Raw genomic sequence first — 12,233 nt, 5'->3', positions numbered from 1 at the left:
CGAAAGTTTATTTAGCGTTATGCATATCCATATTCTCGGTATTTGTGGCACCTTCATGGGCGGCATCGCGGTGCTGGCGAAGGCGGCCGGGCATCGCGTGACCGGCTGCGACGCCAATGTCTACCCGCCCATGAGCACGCAGCTCGAGGCACAGGGCATAGAACTGATCGAAGGCTTCGGCCCGGAACAGGTTTCCCTCAACCCCGACATCTACGTCGTGGGCAATGTGGTGGCGCGCGGCAACCCGTTGATGGAGGAAATTCTCAACCGCGGCCTGCCCTACATCTCCGGCCCGCAATGGCTGGCGGAAAACATCCTCTACGCCAGGCAAGGCGAGCAGGCAAAGTGGGTGCTTGCTGTTGCGGGTACGCACGGCAAGACCACGACCACTTCCATGCTGGCATGGATACTGGAATATGCCGGGCTTGCGCCTGGCTTCCTGATTGGCGGGGTGCCGGAGAATTTCGGCGTATCCGCGCGGCTGCCCGGCGTGCCGCGCCAGGACGACAAGAGCATCTCGCCGTTTTTCGTGATCGAGGCGGATGAATACGACACGGCGTTTTTCGACAAGCGTTCCAAGTTCGTGCACTACCGTCCGCGCACGGTCATCCTCAACAACCTCGAGTTCGACCATGCCGACATTTTTGCCGACCTGCATGCGATAGAAACCCAGTTCCATCACCTGGTGCGCACCGTTCCCAGCAATGGCCTGGTGGTGGCGAACGGCAAGGAAGACAGCCTCAAGCGCGTGATCAAGCGCGGATGCTGGACGCCGGCGGAATATTTCGGTACCGATTGGCAGGCGGCGGATGTCGATGCGGAAGGCAGCTTCACGGTGCGCTTCAAGGACAAGGCGCAAGGCCGCGTGCAATGGCAATTATTGGGCGAGCATAACCGCATGAACGCCCTGGCTGCGCTGGCCGCGGCCCGGCATGCCGGGGTCGCCATCGATGCCGGGATAGAAGCCTTGTCCCAGTTCAGGAACGTCAAGCGCCGCATGGAGGTGCGGGGCGTGGCGAACGGCATCACGGTTTACGACGATTTTGCCCACCATCCCACGGCGATCGCCACCACGGTGGCCGGCTTGCGCGACAAGGTCGGCAAGGCGCGCATTCTTGCCGTGCTGGAGCCGCGTTCGAACACCATGAAGCTGGGCGTGATGAAGGATGCATTGCCCGGCAGCCTGGCCGACGCGGACCTGGTGTTTTGCTATGGCGAGCATTTGGGCTGGGATGCGGCAGCGGCCCTGCAGCCGATCCAGCACAAGGCGGCGGCGTTCGACAGCATGCCGGTGCTGATCGAGGCGATCGCCGCCGAGGCGCAGCCGGGCGACCATATCCTGGTCATGAGCAACGGCGGCTTTGGCGGCATTCATGAACGCTTGCTGGAGAGGCTGGCCTAGTGAAGCTGCAAGGCCTGAAAGAGATGGGCGTCCTCGGCTGGGCCTTGCTGCTTTCGGCCGTATTCCACGTCATCCTGATTCTTTCAGTCAATTTCGAGGCGCCCGACCTCAAGTTCCTCAAGGACAAAATCCCGCCGCTGGAGGTGGTCCTGGTCAATGCCAAGACCGAGTCCAAGCCGAAGAAGGCCGATGCCCTGGCGCAGGCCAACCTCGATAAGGGCGGAAATACCGACCAGGACAGGCAGATGAAGACTGCCCTGCCGCCGCCGAGGAAAAAGAAGACCGAGGTGGCTCCCAAGCAGGCGGTAGAAGCCTCGGCCGCCTCGCGGCCGGGCGAGGAAAAGCAGGAACAGACCCAGCAGGACAAGGTGGCGGAACTGGAGCGCCAGGCGCAGGAGCTCATGACACAGCTCAAGGAGCAGAAAAAGCTGGAGTCCGCGCCTGCGCAAAGCGCTGCGACTTCGACGCCCGACCACGGACAGCAGCAGGATGCGCCCAAAAACCTCAATGCACGCGACCTGATTGCCAGCAGCATGGATATTGCTCGGCTGGAAGCGCAGATCGCCAAGCAGCAGGATGAATACCAGAAGCGGCCCAAGCGCAAGGAACTGGGCGGGCGTACGCAGGAATACCGCTTTGCCACTTATGTCGAGGCGTGGCGGCAGAAGGTGGAGAAAATCGGCAACCTCAATTATCCCGAGGCGGCCAAGGAACAAAAGCTTTACGGCAAGTTGCAGCTGTCGGTCGATATCCGTGCGGACGGCTCCATAGACAAGATCCAGGTTACGCGCAGCTCAGGCCACAAGATACTCGATGACGCGGCCAAACGGATCGTGGAGCTGGCGGCGCCTTATGCGGCGTTCCCCGAGGATATCCGCAAGGAGTACGACATCATCGGCATCACCCGCACCTGGACCTTCACCAAGGAAGACAGCCTGGCGACCCAGTGAGCGCTTAGCGATCTCTGTTACCGGAGACCTTGTCCTGTCATGGCAATGGCAAACCGTCATCCCGGCCCCAGAGCCGGGATCCCGTGGCGCTGAGGAATGGGCCAGGCGGCAGGGCATGGGGCGAGATACCGGGTCAAGCCCGGTATGACAAGGGGCCGGTATGATGAGGGGGCTGGTATGTTGCGGTGCCATGCATGCCTCATGATAAAGATCGTGAACAGGCTCTAAGAGCGAATAAACAAATCCGGCATAGCTATCTTTCTACTAAGAGCGGCTCACAACACCCAGGAAAGCGATCCTGACTAGCCGCTCTAAATGCCCATGAAAACGTGCTCGCCCTGGTCCAGCCGGACGGAAATCGCTTTCTTCAATGCGGCGCTACTGCCGTGGTCCAGTGTCTGCGGCAAGCTCTCGCGCTTGGCTTCCCCCCATATCGGGTTGGGAAAGTGGCGGTCGCGCTTGAAACGGGGAATTACATGCCAATGCACGTGCGGCGTCATGTTGCCGAGGCTGGCGAGGTTGATCTTGTCCGGGCGCATGACTTCACGCACGGCTTCTTCCACCGCAAACACGACCAGCATGAGATGGTCGCGTTCCGCAGGCCTGAGGTCGCTCATTTCCTTGACGTGGCGGTTGAGGATGACGCGGCAGAACCCAGGGTAATCCTGGTCTTCCACGCGCACGACCCTGCAGAGCTCGTCCTGCCAGAGGATTTCGCCTCCGGCGGTGGTACAGAGTTCACAATTCTTGTGGAAGGGCATTGTTCTGGTCATGAGGGGTTGTGAGACTTAAAATATTGGCACGTTTAATGCTGAGTGTTTGTATGGATATGATATTCAATGTGAAACTTTGTGCCCGCGTGCACAGTCATGCATTGGATTCGTTTTGGCCGCAAGTCGGCGGCTGCAGGTATTTTCAGGGATTATAAATCAGGATGTCCAGATTTCTGCCGGGCAAGCGCTTGGGCTTGCTGTTGATCATCATGGCTGCATTGCTGACCGTCGCTTACGCTTTCAGGCTGGAAGCCATCGCATGGCACTTGTGGGGCACGCAGCAGGTCAAGCACGATACATTGGGCCTTAAGAATTACACCGTCGAACATGAGGCGATCGAAATACCGGGAGTCGGGTCGGACCTTTCTGATTTGAGCTATAACCACGAAACCCATACCCTGTTCACCGTTTCCAACCAGCAGCCCTTAATTGTCGAATTATCCCTCACGGGCGAAGTGCTGCGTACAATCCATGTCAAGGGCATCAAGGACATGGAGGGTATCGCCCATATCGGCGGCAACCGCTTCGCCCTGCTCAACGAGGCCAAGCATAGCCTGGTGATTGCCGACATTCACGCCGGCGTGGACGAACTGGATGTCAGCGGGTCGCCTTCCCTCACGCTTGCGATGTATGCCCACGACAACAAGGGATTCGAGGGCATCGTCTGGGACAAGGAGCGCCAGCGCTTGCTGGTGGCAAAGGAACGTTCCCCCAAGCGCGTGATTGCCATTCATGGCTTCGTCGACGCATTGCCTGGCCAGCCTGTGAATATCCATATCGAGAAACTGCAGGAAACCGCTTCCTGCGGCTTGAGGGACTTGTCCGCCGTGACTTACGACGCCAGCACAGGTCATGTCCTATTATTAAGCGACGACTCGCGCATGGTGGCGGAATACGACGCCGAGGGCAAAATGCTGGATACGCTCGCGTTGTGGCGCGGTTTCCAGGGCCTTTCCCGCAGCGTGTCGCAGGCTGAAGGCTTGGCCATCGGGCCGGACAAGCGCATTTACGTGATTAGCGAGCCCAACCTGTTTTATGTTTTCAAGCCGGGCTCCGCCGGCAGAAAGTCTACGATTTAGCTTGAGGATTTAGCCCGGGCCGCGAATTGCGCAAAGCCCTGGAGGAATTTCCCCAGCTCATCCTTGTGGCGCTGGTCAGTCAGGCTGCCTTGATCGTCAAACGCCTCATGGGCGCGGGAAAGAAGCAATTTCCGACCGTTCCAGTGTTGGACGCCGAGCTGGCGTAGCACAGTCAGCCAGGCATTTTGCGCCAACATGGTGCCGAAGCCCGAGGGCGTGGCGCCAACCACGGCAAAAGCGCGCCCCTGAAATACCTTGGGAATGTCCGCGGGCGGGCGCGACAGCCAGTCGACCGCGTTCTTCAACACGCCGGGAATGCTGCCGTTGTATTCAGGCGTGGCAATAATGACGCCGTCGCTGGCGATGATCTTTTGCTTTAATGCCGTCACGGCTTCAGGGGTGCCGGATCGTCCTTCCAGGTCGCCGTCGTAAAGCGGTATGCCGTGCAGGGTGGCAATTTCAAGCTCCACACCTTCTGGCGCCAGTGTTTTGGCGGCGTTCAACAACGCCGTGTTGAATGATTGTTTGCGTAAACTGCCGGAAATCCCGAGTAGCTTTGCCATACCAGTCTCCCTATGAGGTTGTGCTTCTCTGTCAGGCATTGCCTTTCATCACGAGTTCCCCATATTGCTCGGGTGAAATCGTGCCGCCCATGGAGGCCACCTTGGCGAGATCCTTCGGCTGCAGGACATCCTGCACGACGTCAAGGCGCTTCCATTGAGGCGTCGGCGTGACGCAGCCCGGCTGCGGAACGTAAGGGGAGGTCTGCACGCGCTGGTGCTTGTGGATATAGCGCGGGCAATTGATGAAGATTTCCTCGATCTTGACTCTCACGACTAGTTCGGCTTCCTGGTATTCCGCAAGCAAGGGGTCGTCCGGCGTAATGCTGGCAGTGCCATGAACGCGGATGCGGTGCGGGGTTTCAAAGTCGATGAACAGCATGCCTATCCTGGGATTGAGCGAGAGATTGCCCATGGAGAGATACATGCTGTTGCCGTCCAGGCTGGGGAACGCCAATGTCGTGTCGTCCAGGATTTTCACGAATCCGGGCTGGCCTCCCTTGTGGGAGCAGGTAGGGAAGCCACGGTGATCTATGGTGGAGAGGAAAAAGAAATCGCGGCTGCCGATAAAGGCAGCATGCTCTTCCGGGATGCTGGGCAGCACGATCAGGTCGCGCACCCGATCCGCCATCGCTACCCCGTCGAACTGCTCCTGCCATGTACGGTGCTGTTCTCCATAAAATTCGCCCATGTTGTCTTCTCCATTGAATAATTGTGTTTACTGACCGGTATAGTCGTATGGTATGGATAAGCAGCAATTGGCGTCAACTAAACTCTTGATTGGAAACAGGGGATAAATGATCGGAGTATGGCTTGTCTTGTGTAATGGGTTATTGTTCCGGGCGGCGCCATAGCCAGATGAGCACGATTGCCATGCAGCTGATGGAGATGACAATGCTGGGAAGGTGTGTGACGAATGCAACCATGATGGTTGCGGTCGCTGTCATGGCAATGGTGGCGGCCCATTTCGCGCGGCGTGGCAACCGGCCTTTCTGCCAGTCGGCGAGCAGCGGCCCGAACAGGCGATGGCGCATAATCCAGGCATGCAGCCGGGGAGAGCTGCGCGCGGCTGCCCAGGCGGCCAGGAGGATGAATTCGGTACTTGGCAGTCCAGGCACGACCAGTCCCAGCATGGCAACGGCCAGGCTCACTAATGCAAGGGCATGAAACAAGAAGCGCTTTAACCGGCTTGCTGCCACCGGGGCAGTGGAATGGTGAAGTTCGGGCGACGATGGGGTTGAGAACATGGCAGGCTCCTGGGCATGGTCTAGGGAATTCATGATCTTGTTTTATCAATGTCTGGAATAGTGCTTGGGAAGGGATGGTGGCCCTGCCTTGGCGATGCTGACCAACCGGCAGCCAGATATCCTGGCTGCCGGTTGTCACAAGCCTTTATCCAGGAAGGTTCTCATTGGTAATGATCCAGAACTTCTTCACGAACGGCCCCTTCGATGTCCAGGTGATATTCAGACCCGACGGCAGGGCGATCACGTCGCCTGCCTTGAAGTCGTATTCTTCCCCGGTTTCCTCGTTGACGACATGGGCCTGCCCTTCCAGCAGCAACATGGTTTCGTCGCCGAGCGGCGCGGTATAGGGAATAGTGGATGAGCCATCCGCTTCGCAACCGGCGATACCGACGCCTGTGCGCCAGAGGCCGCACATCAAGGTACCGGTGCTGCCTGTGGAGCGGAGCATGAACAATTCGCCGCAGACTTGCGGGCCATGGTGAGGTTCGACCCATTCATAGGCGTTCCAGACATCAGGGTTGTCGTTGATATTGCCGACGAAGACATCGTCGCTTTTGGTCGCTTGTTTCGGGCTGTCCCAAATGACCCAGAATTTTTTCAGGAATGGTGAATCGATATCCCAGCAAAGCTCCACGTCTTTGGGGTGGCTGATGATGGTGCCTGCCTCAAGGCGATATTGCTTGCCTGTCGCCTTGATGGTGACGGTCGCCGACCCTTCGAGAATCACCATTGTTTCATCGCCCAGTGGGGCGGAATAATCGACATGGCAGGTGCCGTCCGGATTGCAGCCGGCAATGTTCGGACCCGTGCGCCAGAGCCCGGCCATCAGGGTGCCGGAGGTGCCTTGGGTGCGGATGACGGCAACTTCGCCTTTGACCTGTTTGCCATAAATGGGATCGTCCCATTCGAACGGCGTCCAGGTTTCAGGATTAAAATTTCTGCTGCCAGTCTCTAATTTCAAACTCTCTTGGGCAGTTTTAACAGCGCTTGTACTAGTCATGGTTCTCGGCCTTTTATGTCAAGTTAAACGGGTGAATTTAAGAGCATGGCCTTGAAAACCGGCACAGGCATTCAAGACGATGTCAGGCGGAGCATAGGGCAGCGGGCTGGCCATCCCATAGAGCCAGTTGCCATATTTCATTTGGAGCCAGCGAAATGGCTTGAGAGCGGCATCAGGGTGGATATGGCGCGCGCATTTGCGCGCCGCAGTTGCACATGGCACCTTGCGCGGTGCATTAAGAACCGGCTTCGTGGGCAGGTTTCAGGTGTGGAATTGGATGATCTTCAAATGGCAGAGGCCAGGAGTGGGATTGCCTGCCTGATTTCGTCCGTGGACAGGCCGGTGTAGCCAAGCACGATGGCACGGTCGCGGAACCGTCCGCGCGTACCCTGCTCGTATGCGGCAGCGGCTTGCAGGGGATACAGGCCGATATCATGCTGCCGCGCCACCCGTTGCAATTCTTCTGCGGCAGGCAGGTCGGGTGGCAAAGTCCACATCATATGCATGCCACATTCCCTGCCCAGCAATGCGCCGCCGGGAAAGTGGTGTTCAATCGTTTCAATCAGCGTGTCGCGCGCCGCCATGTACGACCTGCGGATACGCTTCAGGTGGCGCAGGAAAGCGCCTTCTTGCAAAAAGTCCGCGATGACGGCCTGTTCCAGCCATGGCGCGCCGTGATCAAGCAACGCCTTGACGATGCGCGCCTGGTCGAGCAGATGGCTCGGCAGGACGGCATAGCCAAGCCTGATGCCGGCGCCGATTGACTTGGAAAACGTGCCCAGGTAGATCACCCGTCCCTTGCGGTCGAGGCCGGCAAGAGCGGTCAAGGGCGGCCCGTCGTAGCGGAAGTCGCTGTCGTAGTCGTCCTCGATGATATAGCTGCCTGTACGGTAGGCCCAGTCCAGCAGGTGCAGCCTGCGGTCCAGGCTGAGCGTGCAGCCGGTGGGAAACTGGTGGGAGGGCGTTACATACACCAGGCTGCCGGGAAAGCCTTCAAGCTGGGATACGAGCAGCCCTTGTTCGTCCACTTCCACGGGAGACACCCGGGCGCCATAGCTGCTGAACAGGAATGCCGCGCCCTGGTAGCCGGGATTCTCGACGGCGACGTTCAATTGGGAGCGGCCGCTGGTGAAAATGCGCGCGAGCATGTTCAATGCCCCCTGGATGCCCGCCGTGATCATAATCTGGTCCGCCTCCGCATCAATGCCGCGGGTCGCGCGCAAATGCTCGGCAATGGCATGGCGCAAAGCGGCCAGCCCTCTCGGGTCGCCATAGTCTGTCTGCATGCCGTTGGCATAGGGCAAGTGCCTTGAAACGGCGCGTTGCCAGAAGCTGGTCGGGAAGCTCTTGGGGTGCGGGCGCCCGACAAAAAAATCGAATTGGGGCCGCAGCTTTTTTTCTTTCCATAATTCCGGGGCACGCCCGGAAAAGCCCGGAATTTTCCCCACCCGGATGCGGCTGCCCTGCGAAGCCACTGCCGGTCGGCTGTTACGCGCGAGCACGCTGGCTTCGGGCAGTTTTTCATTGACGAAGATGCCCGCCTTGATGCGTGAGGCGATGTAGTCCTCCGCCATGAGCCTCTCATAGGCAATGACCACCGTATTGCGGGAGATTTCCAGCTGGGCGGCAACGCTTCTTGTCGAAGGCAGCCGTTGTCCGGCCTTCAGCGTGCCGGTCAGGATCATGCGCCGGACAGCTTCATAAATCTGCACCTGGAGCGGCTGGCTGTCGTGCCGGTCGATATTGATCAGTAATTCCATTGCAATGCCCTCTGGCAGGTTACCCCTTTTTTCTACATTGGTATTTTGTTACCAAGGATGTCAAGCGAATTATCTGGCCTCATCAACTTTTGTGATTGTGGCTCTACGGACGGGCCAAGCTCTTTCTGATAATGCCGTTGCAGCCAGTCGGGCTGTAGCCAAGCAACCAATGAAGGAGCCAGCAATGTCCATTTATCTCAGCATGCAGCGCGTGCGATTCTCCAGTCCGGACGGATACGAGAAATTCAAGGTTATTTTTGCCGATACCCGCAATCACCTCATGAAAATGCCGGGTTTCCTGCACCTCACATGGTGGGTGCATCCCGAGGACCCGACCTGGTTCAACGAAGTCAGCTTCTGGATCAGCCGCGAGTCGCTGAAGGACTGGCATATGAACACCTATCACAAATATGCAAAAGAGTGGGCAGCCCGCGGCGCGATCATGGAAGACATCATCACCAACTTTCAGCTCACGAATACGCGACTGCTGCGCGTATGCCCTTGTTGCGGCCTGGTCGAGGACAAGCCATACGAACTGCAGCAGGAGCAGAAGACATTGGCCGAGCCTTGCCCGCAATGCCAGTTCAATTTCCCCGTCATGCCCGCCACTCCAAGCAGTTTCGCCGTTTTCAAGGACATATTGGAACCAGTCGAAAAAGGTTGAAAGGAAAACCATGCCTACCCAAAAATTACGTCATGACTATCTTTCGGCCTGTATGGCCTTGCTTCTGGCCGGGCCTGCTTATGCCGTAGATGTCAATTCACAGGACTTTATACCCGCGCCGGCGGGTACAAATGCGATGTTGGGGTATTTCACCTACACAACACGCGACAGTTTTGTACCTACCCGGGGCAGCACCATCCGACATGACACCAGCCTGGATTCATTCGTCGGTATCTTCCGTTATGCCCGGTATATGGATGTGGGTGGCTTCAGGGTAGGCCCCCAGGTGCTGTTGCCGTACGGCAGGCTGTCAAACGGCTCGCTAGGCGGGGTGTCGCTTGATTCGGCCAGCGGGTCGGCGGACCCTATTTTCGCCGCGCCGGTCTGGCTGGTGACCAATCCCAGCACCAATTTGGTCGTCGTGCCTTACCTGTATGTGCCTGTCGGGTCGTATGATGCAGGCCGCACCTTGAATGTCGGGGAAAACCGCTGGAAATTCGACTTTCAGTTTGGCGGCACCCAGGTGATCGCCCATGATTTCACCCTGCACGTATCGGGAGATGTGATGTGGTACGGCAAGAATGACGATGCGATGGGTACCGGGGTCGGCACGCTCAAGCAAGACAATACCTATCAATTCCAGAGCTGGCTTTCCTATGCGCCTCCAAGCGACAAGACATGGAACTTTGCCGTCGGCTACTCGAAATATTGGGGCGGCAGGCAACGCATAGACGGCATCGAGAATGGGCAGGCGACAAAGGCTGACCAGGTGCGGCTGGAAGTGTCGAAGTTTCTGACGCCCAGTTTCCAGGTTCAGGGGCTGGTGCAAAAAGATATCGATATGCAAGGAGGCTTCAAGGAGGATTTCCGCACTACCCTGCGCTTGCTGAAATTATTCTAGCAATGCTGTCGATTCCTAGGGTCTGTTGACGTTTTGTTCGCGACCGCGCCGGAGCCGGTTTTTGTGCGGAGCAAGGCATGAGGAGAGAAGTTTGGTCATTCCAAATGAACGACGAATAACGCAGCGCCGTGCAAAAACCGGCCCGGCCCTTCGGGTTGCAGTGGCAACTGGCACCATGCTGCGTTGCGGGACTTGGCAAGGGAGTGACCATTGCCAAGCCCCACGTCTTGCCTGGCACCAGTTGCCACAGCAACGCGGCCGCGAACAAAACGTCAACAGACCCTAGTGTTAGCCGCTGTTTCGCTCCTTGCTGACAGCGGTTTTCGCATCAACGCTACTTGCTGATGCAATTGCTGCTCATCTAAAATGAGAAATATTCTCAATTATTGGCGCAGCACATGTCCTCCAGCCCCGATTCCAGGCAGCAAATCCTTGGCACGCTTTATAGCGAGCATCACGGCTGGTTGCAAGGTTGGCTGCGCAAGAAGCTGGGCTGCGTATTCGAGGCGGCAGACCTGGCGCAGGACACCTTCGTGCGGATCGCTTTGCAGCGCGAGCTGGAAAATCTGCGTGAGCCGCGCGCTTTTCTCACTACCGTTGCGCATGGGCTCATGGTCAATCAGTTGCGCAGGCGCAAGCTGGAGCAGAGCTACCTCGAAGCCTTGGCGCAGGCGCCCGCCAGTGAAGCGCCCTCGCCGGAAATGCAGGCCATGCTGCTGGAAACCCTTTTGGAAATCGACGCCATGCTGGACGGCCTGCCTGCCAAGATGCGCATCGCTTTCCTCATGGTGCAGCTGGAAGGCGCCTCGCATGCCGACATTGCCCGCCGTCTTGACGTCTCGGTGAGCTCGGTGCGCAAATACATCATGCGTGCCCTGGCCCACTGCCTTTCCGTTGAAATGCCCGCAGTTTAGGTCCCTGCATGTCCATTATCCCGCCTTCAACCGAACAGGCCGCCTTGCAGGCTGCCATTGCCTGGTATGCCCAGTTGAGTTCAGGCGAGGCCAGCGAAGCCGACCATGCCGCATGGCAAGCCTGGCGCGAGCAAAGCGCTGCACACCAGGCCGCCTGGCAACGCGTGGAGGCTATCACCGGCAAGTTCGAGCATGTGCCGGGCAAGCTCGGCATGGCGACCCTGACCCCGCAAAAGCGCCTGGAGCGCCGCAAGGCGCTCAAGCAGCTTGCCATACTGCTTGCCGTGGGCGGCGCAGGCTGGCAGGCCTATCGGGAACTGCCTTGGCAAAGCTGGAATGCCGATATCCGTACCGCGGTTGGCGAGCAGCGCACGTTGGCGTTGGCCGACGGCAGCCTATTGGTCGTCAATACCGATTCCGCACTGGACGTGGCGTTCGATGCCCGGCAGCGCCTTATTCGCCTGCGCAGCGGCGAAATCATGGTCGATACCGGCCAGGAAGCCGGGCCATACCGGCCTTTTGTCGTGCAGACCAGCGAAGGGCTGCTGACTGCGTTGGGCACGAAATTCAGCGTGCGCCAGACCGATGGCGGTACCTTGCTCAGTGTGCTGGCGCATGCCGTCAAGGTCGAGCCGCAGTCCGCGCCTGGGCAGGCTTATACCGTCAGCGAAGGCATGGCCAGCCTGTTTTCTGCCCATGGGCAAATCACCCTGGGCCCGTTGTCGCCACAAGCGTCGAGCTGGGCCGATGGGTTTATCTATGCCGACAACCTGCCCTTGCCGCAATTCATCGCAGAACTACAACGCTACCGCAAAGGCTGGCTGCGCTTGGCCCCTGAATTGCATGAGTTGAAGATTTCCGGCTCTTTCCCGGTCAAGTATACCGATGCCGTATTGCACAGCATTGCCAGGACCCTGCCGGTCAATATCACCATGTTCACCCGCTACATCGTATTGCTGGAACCTCGCGCAACATAAAGCCTG

Annotated in this window: 13 protein-coding genes; 7 read left to right on the top strand and 6 right to left on the bottom strand. The window is 58.3% G+C overall.

What is annotated here, in order from left to right:
• Nucleotides 1–19 precede the first annotated feature (19 nt).
• Together mpl and ACKF11_RS04910 are read left to right on the top strand one after the other, a co-directional pair.
• Nucleotides 20–1,402 (top strand): UDP-N-acetylmuramate:L-alanyl-gamma-D-glutamyl-meso-diaminopimelate ligase, encoded by a 1,383-nt coding sequence (mpl, locus tag ACKF11_RS04915; RefSeq protein ID WP_407996176.1) that lies wholly within the window; start codon nt 20–22, stop codon nt 1,400–1,402.
• Nucleotides 1,402–2,352, top strand: coding sequence for an energy transducer TonB (locus tag ACKF11_RS04910; RefSeq protein ID WP_407993303.1), 951 nt, complete (start codon nt 1,402–1,404; stop codon nt 2,350–2,352). The genes mpl and ACKF11_RS04910 overlap by 1 nt, the downstream gene beginning before the upstream one ends.
• Before the next feature lie 311 nt (nt 2,353–2,663).
• Here the strand turns inward: ACKF11_RS04910 and ACKF11_RS04905 are convergent, their stop codons facing one another.
• Nucleotides 2,664–3,125: an HIT family protein gene (locus ACKF11_RS04905; protein ID WP_407993302.1), complete on the bottom strand. Its 462-nt coding sequence runs from the start codon at nt 3,123–3,125 to the stop codon at nt 2,664–2,666.
• Nucleotides 3,126–3,286: 161 nt separating this feature from the next.
• Between ACKF11_RS04905 and ACKF11_RS04900 the strand changes: the two genes are divergently transcribed.
• Nucleotides 3,287–4,204: an SdiA-regulated domain-containing protein gene (locus tag ACKF11_RS04900; RefSeq protein WP_407996175.1), complete on the top strand. Its 918-nt coding sequence runs from the start codon at nt 3,287–3,289 to the stop codon at nt 4,202–4,204.
• On the opposite strand, the gene ACKF11_RS04895 is transcribed toward ACKF11_RS04900, so the two are convergent.
• From ACKF11_RS04895 to pdxR, 5 genes are all read right to left on the bottom strand, one after another.
• A complete protein-coding gene (locus ACKF11_RS04895) occupies nt 4,201–4,767 on the bottom strand; it encodes an NADPH-dependent FMN reductase (protein ID WP_407996174.1) in 567 nt (188 codons plus the stop codon). The genes ACKF11_RS04900 and ACKF11_RS04895 overlap by 4 nt on opposite strands.
• Before the next feature lie 31 nt (nt 4,768–4,798).
• Nucleotides 4,799–5,455, bottom strand: coding sequence for a pyridoxamine 5'-phosphate oxidase family protein (locus ACKF11_RS04890; RefSeq protein WP_407996173.1), 657 nt, complete (start codon nt 5,453–5,455; stop codon nt 4,799–4,801).
• A gap of 139 nt (nt 5,456–5,594) precedes the next feature.
• Nucleotides 5,595–6,044, bottom strand: a complete 450-nt coding sequence (locus ACKF11_RS04885; protein ID WP_407996172.1) for a YbaN family protein — start codon at nt 6,042–6,044, stop codon at nt 5,595–5,597.
• Between the two features lie 112 nt (nt 6,045–6,156).
• Entirely contained in the window at nt 6,157–6,972 is an 816-nt protein-coding gene (locus ACKF11_RS04880; RefSeq protein WP_407996171.1) for a cupin domain-containing protein, read from the bottom strand.
• 323 nt (nt 6,973–7,295) lie between these two features.
• On the bottom strand, nt 7,296–8,771 hold the full coding sequence (pdxR, locus tag ACKF11_RS04875) for a MocR-like pyridoxine biosynthesis transcription factor PdxR (protein WP_407996170.1): 1,476 nt from the start codon (nt 8,769–8,771) through the stop codon (nt 7,296–7,298).
• Nucleotides 8,772–8,955: 184 nt separating this feature from the next.
• On the opposite strand from pdxR, the gene ACKF11_RS04870 reads away from it, so the two are divergent.
• The 4 genes from ACKF11_RS04870 to ACKF11_RS04855 all read left to right on the top strand — a co-directional run bounded on the left by ACKF11_RS04870 (nt 8,956) and on the right by ACKF11_RS04855 (nt 12,227).
• Nucleotides 8,956–9,435 (top strand): antibiotic biosynthesis monooxygenase family protein, encoded by a 480-nt coding sequence (locus ACKF11_RS04870; protein ID WP_407996169.1) that lies wholly within the window; start codon nt 8,956–8,958, stop codon nt 9,433–9,435.
• A gap of 10 nt (nt 9,436–9,445) precedes the next feature.
• The gene (locus tag ACKF11_RS04865; RefSeq protein ID WP_407996168.1) at nt 9,446–10,336 is read left to right on the top strand and encodes a transporter; all 891 of its coding nucleotides are present in this window, start codon (nt 9,446–9,448) and stop codon (nt 10,334–10,336) included.
• A 398-nt stretch (nt 10,337–10,734) separates the two neighbouring features.
• Nucleotides 10,735–11,250, top strand: coding sequence for a sigma-70 family RNA polymerase sigma factor (locus ACKF11_RS04860; RefSeq protein WP_407996167.1), 516 nt, complete (start codon nt 10,735–10,737; stop codon nt 11,248–11,250).
• A gap of 8 nt (nt 11,251–11,258) precedes the next feature.
• Complete coding sequence (locus tag ACKF11_RS04855) at nt 11,259–12,227, top strand: FecR domain-containing protein (protein ID WP_407996166.1); 969 nt, start codon at nt 11,259–11,261, stop codon at nt 12,225–12,227.
• Nucleotides 12,228–12,233: the final 6 nt, after the last annotated feature.

Source organism: Methylobacillus draconifructus, from assembly GCF_045984385.1.
Taxonomy (GTDB): Bacteria; Pseudomonadota; Gammaproteobacteria; order Burkholderiales; family Methylophilaceae; genus Methylobacillus; species Methylobacillus flagellatus_A.
This window is presented reverse-complemented; position numbering and strand designations above follow the sequence as displayed.